This is a genomic window from Pontibacter aquaedesilientis, assembly GCF_014773225.1.
In the GTDB taxonomy this organism is placed as follows: Bacteria; Bacteroidota; Bacteroidia; order Cytophagales; family Hymenobacteraceae; genus Pontibacter; species Pontibacter aquaedesilientis.
This window is the reverse complement of the sequence record NZ_JACXAJ010000007.1, coordinates 40,302-62,937: the sequence shown is the minus strand read 5'-3', so window position 1 is coordinate 62,937 and position 22,636 is coordinate 40,302. Positions and strand designations below refer to the sequence as shown.

Sequence of the window (22,636 nt, the reverse complement as noted above, 5' to 3'; positions counted from 1 at the left end):
CGAAAATCCTGCTAATCTTAAAATCCTGTAAATTCTTGGGGTAGGGGCCCTATGTAAAGATTCAGACAAACAACCGCTGCATCTCCACTACATCGTCCCAACTCCCGTCAGGCCTGCGGAGCCACTCCTTGCGTATACCCACTTCCTTGAAACCGGCATTTTTGAAAAGCTTGATGCTGGTATGGTTAGTAGCCGTGACAGAGCAGTATACCTGGTGCAGTTGCAGGGTGTTTTGACAGTAGTGCAGGAGCAAGTTGAGCGCATCGGCGGCATGCCCCTGGCCGCGATAGGGAGCTGACACCACAATGCCTATACCTGCACGGCGGTGCAGCGGGTCAAAATCGAATAGGTCGATGGCGCCGATAGCTTCGCGGTCGTGCTTGCAGATGACCAGCCGGAGTTGCTTGATGGTATAGATGTCGAGGGCGGCGTTCTCGAGGTAAGCTTCCAGCACAAACTTAGAATAGGGCGTGAGCGTATTGCCGACGTGCCAGACGGATGTGTCGTTTTCCAAGGTATAGAGGAAGTCCAGGTCGGTGGGCTCAAGGGCGCGCAGGAAGGTATGGTCAGACCGCAAAAACATGGGCCGCGGCTATACCTTCTCCGGAACCGGCACCGTGCCTGTAAATACCAGCCTGGCCGGGCCGCTCAGGTATACATAACGGAAACCCAGGCCATGCTGCTCGAATGACACGCTCAGATTTCCGCCCGGCGTTTTCACCGATACGGGGCTTTCCATACCTGTCAGGCCTGCCACCAGCGCACAAGCCGTTACACCTGTCCCGCAGGAAAGCGTTTCATCCTCCACGCCACGTTCATAGGTGCGTACATAGACCTCACTTTCTGACAGTCGCTGCACAAAATTTACGTTGGTGCCTACTGCATTAAAGCGCTCGTTATACCTGACAACACGGCCCTCGGCGTATACATCCAGGCTTTTCACATCATCGACAAAGCGCACATAATGTGGGGAGCCTGTGTTCAAATAGAAGTCCACTCCTATTCTTTCCACGTTGGTCACATCCCCCATCTTCAGCTGAATCTCTTCGCGCTCGATGGTTGCCTGGTGCTCGCCGTCGGCAGCCAGGAAATAAGCTACGTCCTCGATCACACCCAGTTGCTTGGCAAAGCGCACCGTGCAGCGGGCTCCGTTTCCGCACATAGACCCCAGTCGTCCGTCGGCGTTGAAGTACACCATCTCGAAATCGTAATCCGGGTGCTCCTGCAGCAGAATCAGTCCGTCGGCGCCAATGCCAGTGCGTCGGTTGCAAAGGCCTTTGATCAGCTGTTCGTCATCGGCATGGAAGGTCAGTTTCCGGTTGTCAATCATGATGAAGTCGTTGCCGGTACCCTGGTATTTATAGAAGCTTAGTGGCATAATATAGAAACATTTAAAACAGCTGATACGTGCAATTTTCAGGCACGGCATATAATTCGTAATTTGCCGCTATTACACAAGCCGGATATAAACAGCAAATATATGTATTCCTTTTTAACAACAGAAAACTGGGCTGACTACGAATTGGTTGACTCCGGAAATTTCGAGAAACTTGAGCGCTTTGGCCAATACTATGTGGCACGCCCCGAGCCGCAGGCCATCTGGGACAAGCACTTGCCGGAAGAAGAATGGCAGCGGATGGCCAATGCTTTTTTCACGCGCGACAAAGGCAGCCAGGACAAAGGCCAGTGGAAGCTCAAAAAAGGAATGCCGGAGCAATGGTACATCAACTACCAGTACAACGACCTGAAACTGCGCTTCCGCCTGGGACTGTCTTCGTTCAAGCACGTGGGCCTTTTCCCGGAGCAGGACAGCAACTGGAAATTCATTTATGACAAGACCCGTTCGCTGAAGACTAAAACGCCGAAGGTGCTCAACATGTTCGCCTATACCGGTGCCGCTACCCTGGCCGCCAAAGCCGCCGATGCCGACGTAACCCACCTCGACTCGGTGAAGCAGGTCAACTTCTGGGCCCGTGACAACATGGAAGCCAGCGGCCTTGACAATGTGCGCTGGATCGTGGAAGACGCCATGAAGTACGCCCGTCGCGAAGTGAAGCGCGGCAACACCTACAACGGCATCATTCTGGACCCGCCCGCCTATGGCCGCGGCCCAAACGGCGAGAAATGGCAACTGGAAAACGAACTGAATGAGCTTATTAAACTCTGCCACCAAATGCTCGACAAAACCGATTTCTTTTTGGTGATCAACCTCTACTCCCTCGGCTTCTCAGCTCTGATTTTGGACAACCTGATGCGATTGACGTTTGGGGAGCAAATTAAGAATGAAGAACTGGGTGAGATATACCTTCATGACCGTGGGGAGCGGAAATTGCCGCTGGGGACTTTCTTTCGGTTTAGTTCGGAGGGGAGGTAGTTAAAACACTATAAAGATGCTTACGAAGAAATTCAGTTACTACTTCCTGTTAGTCCTTATGATGATATTAAACATCAGATGTGACACGAACAAACAAAGGATTGTAAAATACTATTATGATGATGGGGGGATAGAATCAGAGATACAGGTCACCGGTAACAGGATGAACGGGATATCTAAATATTATTATCCTAGTGGTAAGCTGCACTTGGTAGCGTCTTACGTTAATCATAAACTAGACGGTGAAGGGCGTGAATACTTCGAGGATGGTAGCTTGAAATCTGTGAAAAATTTCAAAGATGACTTATTGCACGGCTGGGTAATGGAATATGATGAGGGGGAGATTCTAATGAACAGAACAGAGTATAGCAATGGAAGAATAGTATTTAATGTTTCCTTCTATCCTACTGGAGATACATTGGCTATTCATGAGAATGGGAGAACATTACTATTCTTTGAAACAGGAAAAGTAAAGCACGTTCTATGTGCAACTGAAACGGAAGTCTTTAGTGCGGTTCAGTTCAACGAAAATGGGGATATCGTGAAGAGAAAGGGCCAACTTGATTGCCTTTCCAAAAATGATTCTATATTGTTAGAAACACAGTACCCTGACTGGCATAAGAAGGAAGCCTTATAACTCTGCAAATATCATTCTACAAGCCTAAATGTAACACTTCGCAACTAAAGTTTTTAAGATCGGGTAGGTCGAGACGCAATAGCTGATAAAATAATACTATCAAAACTTACGCCTCAGTTCCATATGAACATTAACATCCAACAACAAATATGATACTAATAAAAGGTGGATTATCGTTCGGTATGCTGTCCAGTCTTCTCGGGGCATTCTTAGGCGCATTGGCAATTTTTGTATGGTCGCATATCTATGTCTCTAAAACCCCGTTTTATAATTTGAGTTATACCAATTACTCGGCAATACAGAAAGTATTTATATACCTGTTATTTCTGACATTCGCTCTTATATCTACGGTAGTAGCTTTTTATATTCTCTTGTTTCTAATCGGGGCAATTTTTGCCACTTTTGACACCATGTAATTAGTATCTAACTATTCCCCCTCATGACCAAACGCCTCGCACTCATCGACATGGGCACCAACACCTTTCACCTCCTCATCACGGAGGTAGACGAAAGCGGTAACCGCACAGACTTCGTGAAGACCAAGCTGCCGGTGCGGCTCGGGCAGGGCGGTATCAGCAAGGGAGCCATTGCGCCGGAAGCCTATGAGCGGGCGCTCAAAACGCTGAAGGATTTCCGGAAGCAGATTGATGAGTATGGCGTGGAAACGGTACGAGCCATGGCGACCAGCATGGTGCGCAACGCAAGCAACGGCGAGGACTTCATCAAGGACATTTACAAGCAGACTGATATTCAAGTAGAGATAATCGATGGGGAACGTGAAGCGGAGCTGATCTATTATGGCGTGCGCTCGGCTGGTGTGTTGGATGAGCAGACTTCCCTGATTATGGACATTGGCGGCGGCAGCGTGGAGTTCATCCTTTGTAACAGCCAGGAGATCTTCTGGAAGCAAAGCTTCGAGGTGGGTGCCCAGCGTCTCATGGACCAGTTCTATACCCAGGACCCTATACCTGCCGAGCAGGTGGAAGCCGAGAAACACTACCTCACCCAAAAACTACAGCCCCTTACCGAAGCCGTAGCCAGGTATAAACCGGCTCGGCTTGTAGGCGCTTCCGGCACCTTCGACACCCTTTGCGATATAGATGCCCTGCGCCGTGGCGACAACTCACGCCAACTGGCCCAACCGGCAGCTTCTACCCTCGAGATAGCGGACTATTACAAAATCCACCAGGACTTGCTTCACAAAACCCACGACGAGCGACTGGCTATACCTGGTATGCTGGAAATGCGCGTCGATATGATTGTGCTGGCCAGCATTATTGTAGACTTCGTGCTGGAGACCTACGAATTGCAGGAGATTCGCGTGTCTGCCTACGCTCTGAAAGAAGGCATTTTGCAAGAGACATTTGAAGGCCATGACTAACTCACAACATGCTGATAAAACAAGAAAGCCTGCTCACATCAGCAGGCTTTCTTGTTTTATCAGAGTGGCTATACCTTAGTTCTTCGCCAGCTTCTTGCGCTCTTTTTCATAGGCCTTGCCTAATTTCTTGAGCTTCTTGTCTCCTTGGGTATAGCCAGCTGCCTGCACTTTTGGTGCATCTGTCTGGCCGCTTTGCACATCTTTTATGGCGAGCTGTATACCGAGTTGCTCCTGCACTTTTGTTGTTTTACCTTTCGCATAGCCCTTGTTGAGCAAATTCATTAGCAATTGCAATGCGGCTTTTTCCTCCTGCATGGCCGTAAAGTGCCCCACAACGGTTGCAGTAAAAGGTAGTGTATGCTGCTCGCGTGCATAGTTGTAGAGCGAAATATGGTCAAGTCCAAACCGGCCAACAGACTGCGCCAGGTAGTGTTGCTCCGCCGCGCTATACTTCTGAATAGCGTCGGTATACCTGCCGATGGCTACCATCCTGTTCACATCTTCCAACATGCGCTGGTAAGCCGCTGCCGCGGCAATGGTGTTACGTCCATCCTCTGCCGTGAAAGTCGCGATCATGCAGGTGGCTTTGGAACCGGCCGCTTTGATGGCTGCCTGGTATGCCATATCGGCTGCAATGAACTTTCGCTCCTTGATCAGGCCTTGCGCATTCTGGTAATGTCTGTCGTAGTCGGCCTGTACGTTGAGGCACTCCTGCGTAAAAATCCGGTCGCGCAGCTGCACATACTTAGCCTGCACCTCGGCGTCCTTTTCTAAAGCATACCTTGTGCGCATACTCTCTGCCGCTGATGCTATCGCTCGGGCATCCGCCAGTCGGTTGTTCATGGCTTGCGCATACCCATCCGTCAACTGGCTTAACAAAACGGGTTTGGCTGCCTGCTGCAACAAACTGTTCAGCTCGCGAATTGGCTGAAAGGTATAGCTTTGCTCCAGTGCAAGCGCCGCCTCAAACTGGTTGAGCGCATACGGGTAGTCTTTGGCTTTCATCGCCTGTCGTCCTTTATCAATGTGCTGCACATAATACTGGTACTTCACCTGCCCCTGCAATTCGGTAGCATCCGGAGCGTCGTGCAGAATGTAGTCGTACTGTTGCTGGAAAGCAATAGCCTCGTCAGCCAGCTGCTCTGCACCCGCCAAATCGTTGCGCCCCAACAGGCGCTTCCCCTCTTCCACTATACCTCGGTAGTAACCATAGACGGCACGGCTTTCGCCATCGTTCAGGGCGGGCATGTTGCAGCGCAGTCCCCCAATGGTGCTGCAAAGCGTACGGGCATCCGCATAGGCTGCCACAGCACTGTGGTAATCACCTCGGCTGTTAAAGGCGTGACCCTGGGTCACAAACGCACTGTAAATGTCGTGGGCCAGGCCAAGGGCCATTTGTTCCGTCTCCGGGTCTACGCGCATCTGGGTGAGGATGTCGCGGGTTCGGCCAGCGGCTTCGTGCAGGTTGCCAGCCATAAAGTCGAGCCGGGCCAGTTGCAGGTGCGCTGGTGCAAAGCGCGGATTCACCTCCAGTGATTTCACAAAATAGGTACTGGCTGCTGCCAGGTTATTGCGGGCCATCAGGCTAATACCCCGGTTATAAAACTGCTGATCGAGCGTAGCCAAGGTATGGTTAATGGCACGTCGGCGTTCTTTCAAAAGCTGGTTCAACTGGTTTGATTTTGAGGTATAGCGCTGCGGATCGTACTGGTTCAGGCCGAGCTTTTCAGTGAAGCGTTTCTCCTGCAGCTTTTTCAGCATTTCTTCCATGTCGCGCAGGCGCTGGTCCTGCTGCTTAATGCGGTCCACATCATCGGGGTTAATGAGCGTGATATCCTGCAAGGCTTTACTCAGAGTGGCATCGGCGGCATAGTAGTCTTTGATGAGGTCGATCTGGTCCTGCACTTTGCGCACATCGGCAGTGGTATAAACCAGCTCCATCCCCTCCACTTTCAAGGTATAGCCCTGGCTGTTGCTCGTGTCGGGCACAGTAGTTTCGAGCGCGATCACCCCATTCTTGGTTAAGCCCACTGCAGGCAGGTTGTATCGCTTCAGCTCTTTCTGCTGACTGCTGAGCAACCTGACCGTCATCTTCACCTGCTCCGGCAAAAGTGCGCTTCCTAAGTCAAAGCCCCGGTAATGTACATCGCCGGTTATGCTCACTTTCTGAAGCTGTACCCTGAGCTGCAGCACCTCTCCTGCATCGGCTATGCGGGCGTGTCGCTCCATGCGCACCACGAACTCCGGCTTACGGGTCGGCCGGCCTCCTGCTTTGCCGGAAGTGGTTCCTCCATCGTTAAGAAGTTGGATGATACTGTTGCTATGGGTTTGACTGCTGTTGCCGGCTGGCATCTGTTTTACCAGGAATGCTTCTGATACAGTTTCTTCAAACACAAGCCGGCTCTGCGCCTGCATCACAAAGGCTGCTGTGAGGATCCAGATAAGTAGTAGAGTTCTTTTCATAGTACTGGGATTATACCTGCCTTCGTCATGACAAAATCTATTCCATATTTCTAACACCCTCCGAAAGTATAGAAAATAATATATATAAAAGGCATACAGTGCTCTAAAATCCCTTGCCAGCAATCGCTGCACTAATTGTAAGGCATTGGCCTGATTATTTTTTAATTTGCGACCCTAATCTGTTTGCTATGTACCCATACCGACACCTCTTTGACTTCACCCGCGAGATTTTCCTCAACATGGGTTGTCCATTAGAAGATGCCCAATTAGCCACCCAGGTACTGCTGGAGGCTGATTTGCGCGGCGTAGATTCCCATGGCGTGGCCCGACTGAGCGGTTACATTCGCCTGTGGGAAGCCGGCCGCATCAATCCGAAGCCTGCTATTAACATTGTGCACGAAACACCCAGCACCGCCACAGTGGACGGCGATGGCGGGCTTGGCCTGGTGGTAGCCCCACGCGCTATGGAAATTGCCATGAAGAAAGCAGAGAACGTAGGGACGGGATGGGTGTCGGTGCGCAATTCCAATCACTTCGGTATTGCGGGTTACCATGCCATGCAGGCCCTTCAGCGCGACATGATCGGGATGGCCATGACCAATGCCAGCCCACTGGTGGCGCCTACCCACTCGACACAGCGCATGCTGGGCACCAACCCGATTGCCGTTGCCGTACCTGCCAACGAGCAGCCCCCTTTTGTAGCTGACCTGGCCACCACCACGGCCGCCAACGGCAAGCTGGAAATATTGCAGCGCAAGCAAAAGAAAACACCTAGCGGCTGGGTACAAACGGCTACGGGACTGGGCTCTACCAATGCTTTTGAAGTACAGGCCGGTGGCGCCCTGCTTCCGTTGGGCAGCACCAAGAACCGCGGCAGCCACAAAGGCTATGCGCTGGGCTCTATTGTCGATATTTTTTCGGGTGTGCTTTCGGGTGCCAACTACGGGCCTTGGGTGCCGCCTTTCGTGAGTTTTTTGGCCCCGCCTGCCGACCCCGTGGGACAAGGTATAGGGCACTTTTTGGGCGCTATGCGCATCGATGCCTTCCGCCCTGCCGACGAGTTTAAGCACCACATGGACAACTGGATCACAGCTTTCCGTAACGCCCACGTAAAGCGTGGTGAGAAAGCCGTGCTTATACCTGGCGACCCGGAGCGCATCATGACAGCCAACCGGCTCAAGAAAGGTATACCGTTGCTGCCTCCTGTTGAGAAAGATCTGGAAGAGGTGGGTAAAAAGTTTGGTGTTAAATTTTAAGGTATGGCTGCGGGCAAGGTAGTGCCGTTTCTGCGGGCGCTCGGACTAGTCTCTACGAAGCGAAGCATCCTCATGCTGGTGCTGACCTGGGTGCTAAACCTAGCATGGCTCACCGTGAACTACTTTTGGAACCTGGTGCCTATACCTGTCCTGATCGCTATACCTGTACTACTACTTATCTATGCCCTGATCGCACTGGCAGCCTATGTGTACTGGGGTGTAAAGGGTGTGCGTGAACAGGACGAGCCTTACGCCAACGTGATGGTCGGCGTGATTGTAGCAGCCAGCTTGCTATACCTGAACTATAACTTCTTCGAATTCATACTTTCAGTCATCAAGTAGGCTATAAAACAAGAAGAGCTGACCCTGAGGGCCAGCTCTTCTTGTTTTATACAAGGTATAGCTTATTCAATTTTTTTGCCTGCCATAGCTTTTTTGATGGAAATCTGCATCACACGCTCCGCAAACGGGCTTGTCTGCTCTTCCAGTATATCCACTGCCTTTAGTATCTGGTCTTTGTCGCCGCTTGGCAAGGCATCGCGCAGTTTTTGCAGATTCTCGCGTGTCAGGTTGATCTCTTCTTCTGTGAGGTGCTCACCGTTCTTTTCCAGAAAGCGCTCAACCTGGTAGAGCATCTGCTCCGCTGTGGTGCGGGCTTCGATCACCATGCGCGCCGACACATCCTCACGGGCATGCGTGATGGAGTCCATCAGCATTTGCTCCACCTGCGAGTCGGTGAGTCCGTACTGGGGCTTCACTTCCACTTCCTGGCGCACGCCGGAGCGCAGCTCAATGGCCTCTACTTTCAGAATACCATCGGCATTCAGGATAAAGTTCACATCCACCTTCGGGAAACCGGCTGGCATGGCAGGTATACCTTTCAGGTCGAACTCAGCCAGTTTGCGGTTTTCCTTCACCAGGTCACGCTCTCCCTGGTATACAGAGATCTTCATATTTACCTGTCCGTCAATGGATGTTGTGTACTGACGTCCTGCTTTTGTAGGTATCTTAGAGTTACGGGGGATGATGGAGTCCATCAGGCCGCCCATGGTTTCTATACCCAAGGTAAGCGGCGTGACGTCCAGCAGCAGGATGTCCTTGCGGTTACCTGCCAGGATATCGGCTTGTATGGCGGCACCTAAGGCCACTACTTCATCGGGGTTGAGGGTATTATTGGCTGGCTTACCGAAAAACTCTGATACGGCTTCGTATACCAACGGCACACGGGTAGAGCCTCCTACCATGATCACCGCATCAATCTGTTCCGGCTTCAGTTTGGCGTCGGCCATGGCCATACGGCAACTGTCGATTGTCTTGGCGACAATCGGCGCGATCAGTTCCTCAAAGGTATGCCGCGTGATATAACACTCTATGTTATCGCCTAGGTTGCTCGTGTATACTTCGTTGGAGCTAAGCGTTTTCTTGGCTTCCTCCGCTTTAAGACGCAACTCCTGCTGCAGATTCTTATCTCGGTTAAGAGTATCCGCTATCAGCTCATTTTCCTGAATCCAGTAGTTGATGATAGCACGGTCCAGATCGTCGCCGCCCAGGTAAGTGTCCCCGTGCGTCGAGAGCACTTCAAATATACCTTGGTGAATGCTCAGAATAGAGATATCGAAAGTACCACCGCCTAAATCGTATACTGCTATGGTTTTCTCTTCAGCAGGGTCTATACCTATACCGTAGGCAAGTGAAGCAGCTGTTGGTTCGTTCACAATGCGGAGCACTTCCAGCCCAGCCAGTTTGCCGGCGTCGCGGGTGGCCTGGCGCTGGGAGTCGTTGAAGTAGGCCGGCACCGTAATGACCGCTCTGTTGACGGGTGTTTTCAAGGCATGTTCGGCACGTTCGCGCAGCTCCTTTAGTATCTCTGCCGAGAGCTCAATCGGGGAGTAAAATTTATCGCCTACCCTGATTTTTACCAACCCTTCGCTGTCATCGTCAATAATCTTGTAGCCAAAATAGTCTTTGTGCTCGCCCAGGTCTTTGTAAGATTTGCCTAACAGGCGCTTTACAGAATAGATGGTATTCGACGGGTCTGTCGTCAGGTACTCCTTTGCGTCGTTGCCGACAATGGTTTCGCCGTTCGGTGTGAAGTGCACCACAGAGGGTACAATGGTACCGCGCCCCAGATCGTTTATCGCAACGGGTTTCTTTGTTTCGGGATGTATGTAGGCTACCAGGCTATTGGTAGTCCCAAGGTCTATACCTACAATCACCTCTTCCTGCTGAAGGGCGCCTGTAGAAAGGTTTATCGCAACTTTTGCCATGTCTTTATGCTTTGGTAAGGCCACCGCTTCAGAGCAGCAGCTCATATGCACAAAGTTACGAATAATTTAGGGAGCGGGCTTGCTTTGCGGGGAACTCTGAAACGGAAACGTGAAGACACTATAAACAAAAAGCCCGGGAGATACCCAGGCTCATCATTCAGTTTGGCGCTATTCCTTACTTCTCTTTTTTCGGGACAACAATAAACACATCCTCCCCTGGCCGTTTCATCAGGTATTTCTCCCGTGCGAACTTTTCCAGCAGCTCCGGATTACCCATTAGCTCCTCCCGATCCTGCTGCACTTCGGCCATCTTTTCGAGGTAATACTCTTTGTCCTTTTCCTTATCACGCAATTCTTTACTCATGCGGTATTGTGTGATAAAATCGTTGGAGTCAAAGAAAAGCATCCATACCAGAAACAGTACACCTGTAATGAAATAGAAACTGCGAAAAACTTTAGGTATACGTTTGATCATATATAGTAGACTATCGGTATTATGCTGAGGGCTTTACACAAAAATAAGGCTGTGAGTCGTAAACCCACAGCCTTATGCCTAAAATATTTTCAATTGGTTCTTTAGAACTTCTTGCCTGGATAATAAGCCACCTCTCCCAGTTCCTCCTCAATGCGGAGCAATTGGTTGTATTTGGCCATACGGTCCGAGCGGGAAGCAGAACCGGTCTTGATCTGGCCGGTATTCAAAGCTACCGCCAGGTCAGCGATCGTGTTGTCCTCTGTCTCGCCAGAGCGGTGCGACATCACACTCTTATAACCATGACGCAAGCCCAGGTTAATGGCATTGATCGTCTCAGTTAGAGTACCGATCTGGTTTACCTTGATCAGAATAGAGTTGGCCACGCCCTGGTCTATACCTTGCTGCAGGCGCTTCACGTTGGTTACAAACAAGTCATCCCCTACCAACTGCACCTTGTTTCCAATGGTTTCGGTCAGCTCTTTCCACCCTTTCCAGTCGTCCTCGTCCATACCGTCTTCGATAGAAGCGATCGGGTACTTCTCGGTCCACTCTTTCCAGTAGCTTACCATCTCAGAAGAAGTCAGCTTGTCGCCAGTTGACTTCTTGAAGGTATACAGACCGGTAGACTTATCGTAGAACTCGGAGCTGGCGGCGTCCATAGCAATCATCATATCGTCGCCTGGCTTGTAACCGGCCGCCTCAATCGCCTGCAGTACTACCTCAATCGCCTCCACGTTAGAGGCAATGTTTGGAGCAAAACCGCCCTCGTCGCCTACGTTTGTAGAAAGGCCTTTCTTCTTCAGTACGTTCTTGAGGTGGTGGAATACCTCAGAACCCATGCGCAGCGCTTCAGAGAACGAAGGCGCACCTACCGGCATGATCATGAACTCCTGAAAATCGATGGCATTATCTGCGTGGCTACCACCATTCAGAATATTCATCATGGGCACCGGCAAGGTATTGGCGTTTACACCACCTACATAGCGGTAAAGCGGCATACCCAGCTCCTGCGCAGCGGCACGGGCAATCGCCAGCGACACACCCAGGATAGCATTCGCACCAAGATTGGCTTTATTGTCCGAACCGTCCAACTCGATCATGATCTTGTCGAGCAGGTTTTGTTCGAACACCGGAAAACCAACCAGTTCCTCGGCAATTTTCTCATTCACGTTATTTACTGCCTGCAATACACCTTTGCCCATGTACTTGCCTTTGTCGCCGTCGCGTAGCTCAACCGCTTCGTGCACACCAGTGGAAGCACCGGAAGGAACAGCTGCACGGCCCAACACGCCATTTTCAGTAAACACATCTACTTCTACAGTAGGATTGCCTCTCGAATCGAAGATTTGGCGGGCCTTAATATCTGTAATTAAGCTCATTGGTTTGTTTTTATATAGTTTTACTTGTTTTGCTCCAACAGGGCGATAAAATCATCGAACAGATAAGTAGAGTCATGTGGTCCTGGTGAAGACTCCGGGTGATACTGCACCGAAAAGGCAGGCTTGCCCTTCATGCGTATACCCTCAATGGTGTTGTCATTGAGGTTAACATGCGTCACTTCAACCTCCGGATGATTCTTAATTTGATCTGCATCCACTACAAAACCATGATTCTGAGAGGTAATCTCACTAAAACCCGTAATCAGATTTTTAACAGGGTGGTTCAGTCCTCTATGTCCGTTATGCATTTTGTAAGTGGCTATCCCATTAGCCTGAGCTAACATCTGATGCCCCATACAGATACCGAACATTGGCCTGTTCTTGTCCAAAATTTGCTTTACACTTTCAATGGCCATGGTAGTGGCAGCAGGATCGCCGGGGCCATTAGAAATAAAGTAACCATCTGGGTTCCATTTCTCCATTTCTTCAAAAGGAGTATTATACGGAAATACCTTCACAGCACATCCACGCTGCACCAGGTTAATAAGACTATTACGCTTCACGCCCAGGTCAAGTACGGCTACTCTATACTTGATTTCTGCGGGTTGCATATCATATTCTTCTTGCGTGCTTACTTTAGAAGCGAGTTCAAGTCCAGCCATGGAGGGAACCTCATCAAGCTTACGCTTTAACTCATCTATATCAGCTATATCAGAGGAGATTATACCGTTCATGGCACCTTTATCACGAATATGGCGGACCAAGGCACGCGTATCGATTTCGCAGATACCCACAATCCCAGCCTTTTCAAAGTAATCCTGCAAGGATCCTTCAGCTGTTTTACGTGAGAAGTGATGAGAAAATTCCTTACATACAAGGCCATTGATCTGTACCTTATTGGACTCAACTTCGGCAGACTGTACACCATAGTTGCCAATGTGCGAGAAGGTCGTCACAACCAGTTGACCATAATAAGATGGGTCTGTAAAAATTTCCTGGTAACCAGTCATACCTGTGTTAAAGCATAACTCACCACCAGTTGTACCTATGCGTCCCAGGCTTTTGCCTGTAAATACGGTACCATCTTTTAATAAAAGGATTGCCTCGGAAGTCGTATGTTTCTTCATCTTAAAAAAATTTAATACAAAAATAAAAAAGGGACACGACTTACGTCATGTCCCTTTATAATATTTCACAAATGAAGCTTATTCAGCATCTTTTGTATCTTCTTTAGTACCTTCTGTCTCAGGAGTTGAAGGAGCAGAAGCCTCGGTAGACTCAGCGCCTTTTTTCTTAGAAGAAGAACGACGACGAGTTTTCTTAGCACCAGCTGCAGTACCAGTTGAAGACAGCATATCTTCGTTGTAGTCTACAAGCTCGATCACACACATTTCAGCGTTGTCACCCAGTCTGTAACCAGTCTTGATGATACGAGTGTAACCACCTGGACGAGCTGCAATCTTTACAGATACTTCATCGAACAATTCCTTAACAGACTCTTTATCCTGAAGATAAGCAAATACTGTTCTTCTAGAGTGTGTGGTATCGTTCTTTGATTTAGTCAGCAAAGGCTCAACATACTTACGCAATGCTTTCGCCTTAGCTACTGTGGTAGAGATACGCTTATGTACGATAAGTGAAGCTGCCATATTTGACAACATCGCCTTACGATGTGAAGCTGTTCTACCTAAATGATTTATTTTTTTACCGTGTCTCATTATTTTGATTTGTGCACGTGCATACCGTCGATCAACCCGCTAGAGGATCGGGAATTATGCCGTAGATTAATTAATCTTCTTCTAATTTATACTTAGAAAGATCCATCCCGAAAGTTAAACCCTTCTCCTGTACGAGGTTCTCAAGCTCAGTAAGAGACTTCTTACCAAAGTTACGGAACTTCATCATGTCAGAAATGTCTAATTGCACTAGGTCACCGAGCGTTTTGATGTCGGCAGCCTTAAGGCAGTTGTAAGCTCTAACTGACAAGTCCATATCCTGAAGAGAAGTCTTAAGGACTTTGCGCATGTGAAGCAGTTCTTCATCCACAGCTTCTTCCTCTTCAGGTTTAGCTGTCTCAAATGTCATAGTGTTGTCAGAGAAGAGCATGAAGTGCTGAATCAAAATATTGGCAGCACCTTTCAAAGCATCTTCCGGGTGGATAGAACCATCTGTCTGTATGTCAAGCACAAGCTTTTCATAGTCAGTCTTCTGCTCAACACGAGTATTTTCTACGCTAAACTTCACATTTTTAATTGGTGTGAAGATCGCGTCTATCGGAATAAGACCGAAAACCTGATCTGCTGGCTTATTATCTTCAGCCGGAACGTAACCACGTCCTTTCTGGATAGTAAGCTCAACCTCTAAAGTCATATTCTTATCAAGGTTGCAGATCACAAGCTCAGGATTTAAAACCTCAAAACTTGTAGAAAATTTATTGATGTCACCAGCAGCAAATTTATCCTGGCCTGAAATGGAAACTGTGATCTTATCATCAATAACTTCGCTTACTTTCTTGAAACGAACCATTTTCAGGTTAAGGATAATGTCAGAGATATCCTCCACTACGCCTTCAACAGACGAGAACTCATGCAGTACACCAGGTATGCGAACGCTAGTAATAGCGAAACCTTCCAGAGAAGAAAGCAAAATTCTTCGCAGAGCATTACCGATGGTTACTCCGTAACCTTTTTCAAGCGGCTTGAATTCAAATAAACCATGAAAGTCGTCGGCTTTTTCCATTACAACTTTCTCTGGCATTTGAAATGCTAATATTGACATACTTGCAGTGTTAAAGGTTAAAAATTGATTATGCGGCTTACTTAGAGTAAAGCTCGACGATCAGCTGCTCCTGAATCTTTTCAGGAATCTGGTCACGCTGTGGCGCAGACACAAATTTACCAACCATCTCGGCTCCGTCCCACTCTAGCCAGCTGAACTGACGTGCATTGCGCACAGTCAGGCTGGTTGTAATCGCCTCAAGAGATTTAGATTTCTCTCTAACAGCTACCGTATCACCAACTTTCAAGCTATAAGAAGGTATATTAACAATCTCACCGTTAACAGTGATATGTTTGTGCAACACAAGCTGACGAGCAGCTCTTCTTGTTGGTGCTATACCTAATCTATAAACAGTGTTATCTAATCTTGACTCGAGTAAGATCAACAAGTTTTCACCTGTGATACCGCCTTTACGGGCTGCTTTCTCAAACAAGTTAGCAAACTGCTTTTCAAGCATGCCATAGATGTATTTTGCCTTTTGCTTTTCAGCAAGCTGAACTGCATATTCAGACTGCTTCTTACGACGACCACGGCCGTGCATCCCTGGAGGATAGCTTTTCTTTTTAAGTGCTTTGCTTGGGCCAAAGATTTCCTCATTGAATTTGCGGGAAATCTTGCTTTTAGGACCAGTATATCTTGCCATTGTATTTAATCTGATTTACTAATTAAACTCTTCTGCGTTTAGGAGGACGACATCCGTTGTGAGGAAGTGGCGTAACATCCTTGATAGTTGTTACTTCGATGCCAGTATTCTGTACAGTACGGATGGCGGACTCTCTACCTGCACCAGGACCTTTAACAAAAACTTCAGCTTTACGCATGCCAAGGTCATAAGCAACCTTAGCGCAATCTGAAGCTGCCATCTGTGCAGCGTAAGGAGTGTTCTTTTTAGAACCTTTAAAACCCATTTTACCAGCAGAAGCCCAAGAGATAACTTGTCCTGCGTTATTGGTTACTGAGATAATAATATTGTTGAAAGAAGCCTTGATGTGTACTTGGCCAGTTGATTCTACAACAACTACACGCTTCTTAGCTTTATCTTTTCTTTTCTGAGCCATGATCAAAAATTATTTAGAAGCCTTCTTCTTGTTTGCTACTGTCTTACGCTTACCTTTTCTTGTGCGCGAGTTATTCTTAGTGCGCTGACCACGTACAGGTAGACCTTTACGGTGTCTCAAACCACGGTAGCAGCCAATATCAAGAAGACGCTTAATATGCAATTGCACTTCTGATCTTAAAACACCTTCGGTTTTAATTTCAGCTGCAATGATATTTCTGATCTCATTAGCTTCATCTTCGGTCCAGTCTTTCACCTTTTTGTCAAGATCCACCCCGGCTTTGTTAAGGATTTGAACAGAGAGATTGCGACCAATACCAAAAATGTAGGTCAAAGAGATCTCTCCTCTTTTGTTATCCGGAATATCTACTCCTGCTATTCTTGCCATAATAAATAATTATCCTTGTCTTTGTTTATATCTTGGATTTTTCTTGTTGATCACATAAAGCTTCCCCTTGCGGCGGATCACTTTACATTCAGCACTTCTCTTTTTTACTGATGCTTTAACTTTCATTGTATTTATTTATATCGATAAACAATTCTACCTTTAGTTAAATCGTAGGGAGACATCTCTAGTTTAACTCTGTCGCCAGGCAAAATCTTAATATAGTTCATTCTCATCTTACCTGAGATGTGAGCTATTACCTGATGACCATTTTCTAACTCTACCCGGAACATTGCATTTGATAATGCTTCTATGATAGTACCGTCTTGTTCGATAGAGGACTGCTTCGCCATTTATTGTTGTTTAGCTTTATCTATGTAATCAAAAGTAGTTAATACTTCTGCTTTATCTTTTCGAATTACAACTGTATGCTCAAAATGAGCGGAAGGCTTTTTGTCTCTGGTTCTAATGGTCCACCCATCTTCCTCTTGAACAACATAGCGTGTGCCCAAATTAATCATTGGTTCAATAGCTAGTACTAAACCGCTTTGCAATTTTAGTCCCTGACCACGCTTACCGTAATTAGGAACCTCAGGTGACTCATGCAAATTTCTACCAATTCCGTGACCTACCAATTCACGTACTACACCATAGCCAAAACTTTCAGCATAATTTTGAATGGCATAGCTTACATCACCCAAACGAGCACCTTCAATCGCTTTGTCAATGCCGTGATAAAGCGAGGTCTTCGTAACTTCTAGTAAGTTGGTTATATCATCAGAGACATTACCAACAGCATGTGTATAAGCACAATCACTATGAAAACCTTGAAAGTAAACTCCACAATCAACAGAGATCACATCTCCATCGTTCAAAATGTAGTTGCTTGGCATACCATGAACTACAGTGGAATTAACAGAGATGCAAAGACTAAAAGGAAAACCGTTGTAATTCTTAAATGAAGGAACAGCTTTATGGTCTTTAATAAACTCCTCTGCTCTTTTATCCAGCTCAAGAGTTGAAACCCCTTCCTTTATAAGAAGAGCTATTTCGCCATGTGCTTTACTTAGTATTAAAGCACTCTGGCGAATTAGCTCAATTTCTTCTTCAGTCTTGTAAAATATCATCTATTAGGAAACCATGGCGATGTTCTCCGTTCTGCCTCTTAGCTTACCGGATTTCATCATACCATCGTAATGACGCATTAACAAATAACTTTCAATTTGTTGCAGTGTGTCTAAAACAACACCCACCATAATAATAAGAGAAGTACCACCGAAAAACTGAGAGAATTCTCTTGTTACCCCCATCATCATTGCGATTGCAGGGAATATAGCAACGAGTGCTAAGTAGATCGCTCCCGGAAGAGTTATCTTAGTAAGAATATTATCAATGTACTCAGAAGTAGCACGTCCTGGTTTAACACCTGGAACGAAACCACCGCTTCTTTTCAGATCGTCCGCGATTTGATTAGGATTAACACTTATAGCTGTGTAAAAATAAGTAAAAACCAGAATCATTAAACCAAAAACAACATTATATTGCCAAGAAGTAAAATCTGAAAAAGTGGCACCAATGTAACTAGCAGTTTCATTAGAATCAGCCCAGATCGAAGCAATCATTGATGGAAGAAACATTAACGATTGAGCAAATATAATAGGCATAACACCCGCAGCATTTACCTTAAGAGGGATAAACTGACGCTGACCGCTGTAAAGTGAACTGCCGCCAACCTGTTTTGCATATTGCACTGGAATTCTTCGCACAGCCTGCGTCAACATTACGACAGACATTACTACAAAGAATAGAACTACCAGTTCAAAGATAAATAACAATGCTCCATTCAACTCTTTTGAAAGACCCTCTGCTACAATTGCTCCTGGGAATCGAGAGATAATACCAATCATGATAAGCATCGAAATACCATTTCCGATACCTTTATCCGTAATTCGCTCACCTAACCACATACAGAAGATTGTACCTGAAGTGAGGACAATCATGGAAGTAATTGTGAAAAGCGTAGTGTTGATAACTATAGCTTCACTATTTATGGTAGCTACAAATCCTACAGCTTGAGCTAATGTAATAATGATAGTAAGAACTCGGGTGATTTGATTGATTTTCTTTCGACCAGATTCACCCTCCTTCTGCATTTTTTGAAAATAAGGAACAGCAATTGTGAGCAACTGTAATACGATAGAAGCTGATATATATGGCATAATACCCAACGCAAAGATGGAAGCATTGCTAAATGCTCCACCTAAGAAAGTATCTAACAGACCAAAAATTCCGGTCGTATTAGCTTTTAGTTGATTGGGATCAATACCAGGAAGAACAACATAAGAACCTAATCTGAAAATAGCTATAAATCCGAGTGTATTGAGAATTCTAACTCTCAAATCATCAATAGCAAAAATGTTCTTAATTGTTGTTATAAACTTCTTCATAAAAATTAAAGAGCTACTGTTTTACCGCCTGCTTTTTCAATAGATGATATGGCAGTTTGAGAAAAAGCATGTGCATGTACTTCTACAGCCTTAGACAATTCACCTCTACCTAAAATCTTTACTTTATCATTCTTAGACACCAAACCATGTGCCTTGAAGAAATCAAAGTTAAAAACTTTTTCGTTAGTATCTGCAGCCAAAGACTCCAGAACATCTAAATTAATTCCTTTATATTCAACTCTGTTGAAATTCTTGAAGCCAAACTTAGGAACTCTTCTTTGTAATGGCATTTGACCACCTTCAAAGCCAGACTTCTGCGAGTAGCCGGAACGAGATTTAGCACCTTTATGACCTCTTGTAGAAGTGCCACCTCTACCTGAACCAGTTCCTCTGCCTATTCTCTTTCTGGTCTTTACAGACCCCTCTGCAGGTTTTAATGAATTCAAATACATATTAAATGTCCTTTACTTCTACTAAATTGTGAACCTTGTTAATCATACCAGCAATCTGAGGTGTTTTTTCAACAGTTACTGATTTATTGATCTTACCAAGACCAAGCGCTTGAATTGTAAGCTTCTGGCTTTTTGGTCTGTCAATAATGCTTTTAACCTGTGTGATTGTTACTTTAGCCATCTCAATTAACCGTTAAATACTTTCTGTAAATTAACACCACGCTGCTGAGCAACGGCCAATGGATCACGCATTTTAGACAGTGCGTCAAAAGTTGCTTTTACCACGTTGTGTGGGTTCGAAGATCCTTTAGACTTACAAAGCACGTCTTTAATACCGGCACTCTCCAAAACTGCACGCATCGCACCACCAGCAATTACACCTGTACCAGGAGCTGCCGGTTTCACCAAAACAAAACCTCCAGAGTACTTGCCTTCCATGGCATGGGGAACAGTATGATGGTAAAGAGGAACTTTAACAAGATTCTTCTTAGCGTCATCAATACCTTTAGCAATGGCGTCAGTTACTTCATTGGCTTTGCCAAGACCGTAACCTACAACACCGTTACCATCACCTACAACCACGATAGCAGCGAAACTAAATCTTCTACCACCTTTAACTACTTTGGCTACACGATTGATGGCTACTACTTTTTCCTTTAGCTCAATTTCGCTAGCCTTCACACTACGAATGTTATTTTTCAACATAATTCTTAGAATTTAAGGCCTGCTTCGCGAGCGCCTTCAGCCAATGATTTAACTTTGCCATGGTAAAGATATCCTGAGCGGTCAAATACCACTTGAGTAATACCTAACTCGACAGCTTTAGCGCCAATTTCCTTACCAACTTGATTCGATACAGAGATATTAGCGTTAGTTGCACCATCAAGCTTTGTAGAAGAGGCAGCCGCTAAAGTTTTCCCTGTAGTGTCATCGATTAACTGAGCATAGATAGCTTTATTGCTTCTAAAAACTGATAATCTTGGTCTGGCAGAAGTACCAGAAATCTTGTTTCTGATACTTCTCTTAATTCTAAGTCTTCTTTGTACTTTATTAGCAGACATGATGATGATTATTTAGACGCTGTTTTACCAGCTTTTCTTCTTACAACTTCACCAACAAAACGAATACCTTTACCTTTGTAAGGCTCTACTTTGCGTAGTGATCTGATTTTAGCGGCCACTTGGCCAATAAGCTGCTTGTCGTTACTTTCAAGTGTTATAACAGGAGCTTTACCTTTTTCAGTTACAGCAGAAGCGGTAACTTCAGCGGGCATTGTCATAAAGATATTGTGCGAGTAACCCAGCGCCAATTCAAGTACATTACCCTGAACGGTTGCCTTATAACCAACACCAACTAACTCAAGCTGCTCTTTGTATCCTTCACTAACACCGATAACCATGTTATTGATTAGTGAGCGATAAAGACCATGCATGGCTTTATGGCGCTTTTGTTCGGTAGGACGCTCAACCACAATCTGATTGTCTTCCTGCTTTACAATGATATCTTTATCAACTGGAGTTGAAAGAGTACCTTTAGGGCCTTTAACCGTTACAATATTGTCTTTCGCTACACTTACCTCAATACTTGAAGGCAGGGTGATTGGCAATTTTCCTATACGTGACATTGTCTATCCTCCTATTAGTAAACGTAACACAATACCTCGCCACCTACATTAAGGGACTTGGCTTCCTTTTCAGTCATTACACCTTTGGAAGTAGACAAAATTGCAATACCAAGTCCATTAAGAACTCGTGGAAGATTGTCATTTCCTGTGTACTTACGAAGCCCTGGCTTACTAACCCTTTCAAGTTTCACAATAGCAGACTGCTTAGTGTTTGGGTTGTACTTCAGAGCGATCTTAATAGTACCTTGTACTGAGGCGTCATCAAATTTGTAGCTTTGAATATAGCCTTTTTCGTACAGTACTTTAGTTATCTCTTTTTTAATATTGCTAGATGGTATTTCAACTACTCTGTGGTTCGCCTTAATAGCGTTACGCACTCTAGTTAAATAATCTGCTATTGGATCTGAGTTCATTATGAATCACTTAAATCTTGAATGCTTTTTCTAAGCGAGGGGCAAAGATAAGAATATCTTTTCTTCTTTCTTAGTATGTTAAGAAAAAATTACCAGCTCGATTTTGTTACACCAGGAATCTTGCCCATAACAGCCAACTCTCTGAACACAACACGTGAGATGCCAAATTTTCTCATGTATCCACGTGGTCTTCCTGATAGTTTGCAGCGGTTATGTAACCTTACTGGAGATGAATTCTTAGGAAGCTTGTCAAGTGCTTCATAATCTCCCTTAGCTTTTAATTCAGCGCGCTTCGCAGCGTACTTTGCTACTAACTTCTGTCTTTTAAGCTCTCTCGCTTTTACTGCTTCTTTAGCCATTTTTTTATTTCTTAATATTAGTGAAAGGCATACCAAATGCTTTTAGCAATTCATAACTTTCCTCATCAGTCTGAGCTGTTGTTACGAATGTGATATCCATACCACTAATGGCTTTAACTTTATCGATGCTGATTTCAGGGAAGATGATTTGCTCTTTAACACCTAGTGTATAGTTGCCTCTACCATCAAACCCTTTATCATTAACCCCTCTAAAGTCACGTACACGTGGCAGAGCGATTGTCAATAAACGATCTAGGAATTCATACATTTTCTGACCTCTTAGCGTCACACGTGCGCCAATAGGCATACCCTCGCGAAGCTTAAAGTTAGAAACTGATTTCTTAGCAATAGTAGCAACTGCTTTTTGCCCAGAGATCGTAGTAAGTTCTTCTACCCCGATATCAACAAGTTTCTTGTCCGCTACAGCTGAACCTATACCTTTATTGATAGAGATTTTAGTGATCTTAGGCACCTGCATTACGTTCTTATACTGGAACTTTTCTTTCAGTGCAGGCACTACCTCCTGTTGATATTTTTCTTTTAATCTTGAAGTTGCCATGTTAGATTACCTCCCCTGATTTTTTAGAGTAACGCTCTGATTTACCTTCGCTGTTCGTTCTTCTGCCAACTTTGGTAGTCTCACCTGACTTAGGGTCAACAAGTGCTACGTTGCTTGCATGAATCGGAGCTTCGATCTTAGTGATACCACCTTGAGGGTTTTTAGCGCTCGGTTTAGAGTGCTTAGTCACCAGATTTAATCCTTCGATGGTTACTTTTTGCTTCTCGATATTAACAGCTGTAATGCGGCCTGTCTTACCGCGCTCGTCACCGGCAATTACTTTTACTGTATCGCCAGTCTTTACATGAAGTTTTTTCTTATTCATTTTAA

Annotated in this window: 30 protein-coding genes; 5 read left to right on the top strand and 25 right to left on the bottom strand. The window is 45.9% G+C overall.

Annotated elements, in window-relative coordinates; translation table 11 throughout:
- Nucleotides 1-61: 61 nt before the first annotated feature.
- A complete protein-coding gene (locus tag H9Q13_RS13805) occupies nucleotides 62-583 on the bottom strand; it encodes a GNAT family N-acetyltransferase (RefSeq protein WP_191184390.1) in 522 nt (173 codons plus the stop codon).
- 9 nt (nucleotides 584-592) lie between these two features.
- Complete coding sequence (gene dapF, locus H9Q13_RS13800) at nucleotides 593-1,378, bottom strand: diaminopimelate epimerase (protein WP_191184389.1); 786 nt, start codon at nucleotides 1,376-1,378, stop codon at nucleotides 593-595.
- A gap of 102 nt (nucleotides 1,379-1,480) precedes the next feature.
- Between dapF and H9Q13_RS13795 the strand changes: the two genes are divergently transcribed.
- From H9Q13_RS13795 to H9Q13_RS13785, 3 genes are all read left to right on the top strand, one after another.
- Nucleotides 1,481-2,374, top strand: a complete 894-nt coding sequence (locus H9Q13_RS13795; RefSeq protein WP_191184388.1) for a class I SAM-dependent methyltransferase — start codon at nucleotides 1,481-1,483, stop codon at nucleotides 2,372-2,374.
- A gap of 16 nt (nucleotides 2,375-2,390) precedes the next feature.
- The gene (locus H9Q13_RS13790) at nucleotides 2,391-3,011 is read left to right on the top strand and encodes a toxin-antitoxin system YwqK family antitoxin (RefSeq protein ID WP_191184387.1); all 621 of its coding nucleotides are present in this window, start codon (nucleotides 2,391-2,393) and stop codon (nucleotides 3,009-3,011) included.
- 439 nt (nucleotides 3,012-3,450) lie between these two features.
- Nucleotides 3,451-4,392, top strand: coding sequence for a Ppx/GppA phosphatase family protein (locus tag H9Q13_RS13785; RefSeq protein ID WP_191184386.1), 942 nt, complete (start codon nucleotides 3,451-3,453; stop codon nucleotides 4,390-4,392).
- A gap of 75 nt (nucleotides 4,393-4,467) precedes the next feature.
- Here the strand turns inward: H9Q13_RS13785 and H9Q13_RS13780 are convergent, their stop codons facing one another.
- Nucleotides 4,468-6,855, bottom strand: coding sequence for a tetratricopeptide repeat protein (locus H9Q13_RS13780; protein ID WP_224744288.1), 2,388 nt, complete (start codon nucleotides 6,853-6,855; stop codon nucleotides 4,468-4,470).
- A 188-nt stretch (nucleotides 6,856-7,043) separates the two neighbouring features.
- Between H9Q13_RS13780 and H9Q13_RS13775 the strand changes: the two genes are divergently transcribed.
- Nucleotides 7,044-8,111 carry an Ldh family oxidoreductase gene (locus tag H9Q13_RS13775; protein ID WP_191184385.1) on the top strand — a complete coding sequence of 356 codons (1,068 nt, stop codon included), beginning with the start codon at nucleotides 7,044-7,046 and terminating at the stop codon, nucleotides 8,109-8,111.
- A 3-nt stretch (nucleotides 8,112-8,114) separates the two neighbouring features.
- The gene (locus H9Q13_RS13770) at nucleotides 8,115-8,453 is read left to right on the top strand and encodes a hypothetical protein (protein WP_191184384.1); all 339 of its coding nucleotides are present in this window, start codon (nucleotides 8,115-8,117) and stop codon (nucleotides 8,451-8,453) included.
- 62 nt (nucleotides 8,454-8,515) lie between these two features.
- Here H9Q13_RS13770 and hscA read toward each other — a convergent pair whose 3' ends face one another.
- The 22 genes from hscA to rplX form a co-directional block, all read right to left on the bottom strand.
- A complete protein-coding gene (hscA, locus tag H9Q13_RS13765; RefSeq protein ID WP_191184383.1) occupies nucleotides 8,516-10,378 on the bottom strand; it encodes a Fe-S protein assembly chaperone HscA in 1,863 nt (620 codons plus the stop codon).
- 175 nt (nucleotides 10,379-10,553) lie between these two features.
- Nucleotides 10,554-10,853 carry an FtsB family cell division protein gene (locus H9Q13_RS13760; protein WP_191184382.1) on the bottom strand — a complete coding sequence of 100 codons (300 nt, stop codon included), beginning with the start codon at nucleotides 10,851-10,853 and terminating at the stop codon, nucleotides 10,554-10,556.
- Between the two features lie 101 nt (nucleotides 10,854-10,954).
- Entirely contained in the window at nucleotides 10,955-12,232 is a 1,278-nt protein-coding gene (gene eno / locus H9Q13_RS13755; RefSeq protein WP_191184381.1) for a phosphopyruvate hydratase, read from the bottom strand.
- Nucleotides 12,233-12,252: 20 nt separating this feature from the next.
- The gene (carA, locus tag H9Q13_RS13750; RefSeq protein ID WP_191184380.1) at nucleotides 12,253-13,359 is read right to left on the bottom strand and encodes a glutamine-hydrolyzing carbamoyl-phosphate synthase small subunit; all 1,107 of its coding nucleotides are present in this window, start codon (nucleotides 13,357-13,359) and stop codon (nucleotides 12,253-12,255) included.
- Nucleotides 13,360-13,437: 78 nt separating this feature from the next.
- Entirely contained in the window at nucleotides 13,438-13,950 is a 513-nt protein-coding gene (gene rplQ / locus H9Q13_RS13745) for a 50S ribosomal protein L17 (protein WP_191184379.1), read from the bottom strand.
- 70 nt (nucleotides 13,951-14,020) lie between these two features.
- The gene (locus H9Q13_RS13740) at nucleotides 14,021-15,010 is read right to left on the bottom strand and encodes a DNA-directed RNA polymerase subunit alpha (RefSeq protein WP_191184378.1); all 990 of its coding nucleotides are present in this window, start codon (nucleotides 15,008-15,010) and stop codon (nucleotides 14,021-14,023) included.
- Between the two features lie 37 nt (nucleotides 15,011-15,047).
- Complete coding sequence (gene rpsD / locus H9Q13_RS13735) at nucleotides 15,048-15,653, bottom strand: 30S ribosomal protein S4 (RefSeq protein WP_191184377.1); 606 nt, start codon at nucleotides 15,651-15,653, stop codon at nucleotides 15,048-15,050.
- 22 nt (nucleotides 15,654-15,675) lie between these two features.
- A complete protein-coding gene (rpsK, locus tag H9Q13_RS13730) occupies nucleotides 15,676-16,068 on the bottom strand; it encodes a 30S ribosomal protein S11 (RefSeq protein WP_018476863.1) in 393 nt (130 codons plus the stop codon).
- A gap of 9 nt (nucleotides 16,069-16,077) precedes the next feature.
- The gene (gene rpsM / locus H9Q13_RS13725) at nucleotides 16,078-16,455 is read right to left on the bottom strand and encodes a 30S ribosomal protein S13 (protein ID WP_076669293.1); all 378 of its coding nucleotides are present in this window, start codon (nucleotides 16,453-16,455) and stop codon (nucleotides 16,078-16,080) included.
- A gap of 9 nt (nucleotides 16,456-16,464) precedes the next feature.
- Entirely contained in the window at nucleotides 16,465-16,581 is a 117-nt protein-coding gene (gene rpmJ / locus H9Q13_RS13720) for a 50S ribosomal protein L36 (protein WP_007654264.1), read from the bottom strand.
- Nucleotides 16,582-16,586: 5 nt separating this feature from the next.
- Nucleotides 16,587-16,805, bottom strand: a complete 219-nt coding sequence (gene infA, locus H9Q13_RS13715; protein WP_007654265.1) for a translation initiation factor IF-1 — start codon at nucleotides 16,803-16,805, stop codon at nucleotides 16,587-16,589.
- On the bottom strand, nucleotides 16,806-17,579 hold the full coding sequence (gene map, locus H9Q13_RS13710; protein WP_191184376.1) for a type I methionyl aminopeptidase: 774 nt from the start codon (nucleotides 17,577-17,579) through the stop codon (nucleotides 16,806-16,808). It lies immediately after the preceding gene.
- A 3-nt stretch (nucleotides 17,580-17,582) separates the two neighbouring features.
- Nucleotides 17,583-18,899, bottom strand: a complete 1,317-nt coding sequence (gene secY / locus H9Q13_RS13705) for a preprotein translocase subunit SecY (RefSeq protein WP_191184375.1) — start codon at nucleotides 18,897-18,899, stop codon at nucleotides 17,583-17,585.
- A 5-nt stretch (nucleotides 18,900-18,904) separates the two neighbouring features.
- Nucleotides 18,905-19,351 carry a 50S ribosomal protein L15 gene (rplO, locus tag H9Q13_RS13700; RefSeq protein WP_191184374.1) on the bottom strand — a complete coding sequence of 149 codons (447 nt, stop codon included), beginning with the start codon at nucleotides 19,349-19,351 and terminating at the stop codon, nucleotides 18,905-18,907.
- A gap of 1 nt (nucleotide 19,352) precedes the next feature.
- The gene (rpmD, locus tag H9Q13_RS13695) at nucleotides 19,353-19,532 is read right to left on the bottom strand and encodes a 50S ribosomal protein L30 (protein ID WP_191184373.1); all 180 of its coding nucleotides are present in this window, start codon (nucleotides 19,530-19,532) and stop codon (nucleotides 19,353-19,355) included.
- Between the two features lie 5 nt (nucleotides 19,533-19,537).
- Nucleotides 19,538-20,056 carry a 30S ribosomal protein S5 gene (gene rpsE / locus H9Q13_RS13690; protein WP_040573757.1) on the bottom strand — a complete coding sequence of 173 codons (519 nt, stop codon included), beginning with the start codon at nucleotides 20,054-20,056 and terminating at the stop codon, nucleotides 19,538-19,540.
- 5 nt (nucleotides 20,057-20,061) lie between these two features.
- Nucleotides 20,062-20,412, bottom strand: coding sequence for a 50S ribosomal protein L18 (gene rplR / locus H9Q13_RS13685; RefSeq protein WP_191184372.1), 351 nt, complete (start codon nucleotides 20,410-20,412; stop codon nucleotides 20,062-20,064).
- 8 nt (nucleotides 20,413-20,420) lie between these two features.
- The gene (rplF, locus tag H9Q13_RS13680) at nucleotides 20,421-20,975 is read right to left on the bottom strand and encodes a 50S ribosomal protein L6 (RefSeq protein WP_191184371.1); all 555 of its coding nucleotides are present in this window, start codon (nucleotides 20,973-20,975) and stop codon (nucleotides 20,421-20,423) included.
- 14 nt (nucleotides 20,976-20,989) lie between these two features.
- The gene (rpsH, locus tag H9Q13_RS13675; protein ID WP_191184370.1) at nucleotides 20,990-21,388 is read right to left on the bottom strand and encodes a 30S ribosomal protein S8; all 399 of its coding nucleotides are present in this window, start codon (nucleotides 21,386-21,388) and stop codon (nucleotides 20,990-20,992) included.
- 89 nt (nucleotides 21,389-21,477) lie between these two features.
- Entirely contained in the window at nucleotides 21,478-21,747 is a 270-nt protein-coding gene (gene rpsN, locus H9Q13_RS13670) for a 30S ribosomal protein S14 (protein ID WP_191184369.1), read from the bottom strand.
- Nucleotides 21,748-21,751: 4 nt separating this feature from the next.
- Nucleotides 21,752-22,306, bottom strand: coding sequence for a 50S ribosomal protein L5 (gene rplE / locus H9Q13_RS13665; RefSeq protein WP_191184368.1), 555 nt, complete (start codon nucleotides 22,304-22,306; stop codon nucleotides 21,752-21,754).
- A gap of 1 nt (nucleotide 22,307) precedes the next feature.
- Nucleotides 22,308-22,631: a 50S ribosomal protein L24 gene (rplX, locus tag H9Q13_RS13660; RefSeq protein ID WP_191184367.1), complete on the bottom strand. Its 324-nt coding sequence runs from the start codon at nucleotides 22,629-22,631 to the stop codon at nucleotides 22,308-22,310.
- Between the last annotated feature and the right edge of the window lie 5 nt (nucleotides 22,632-22,636).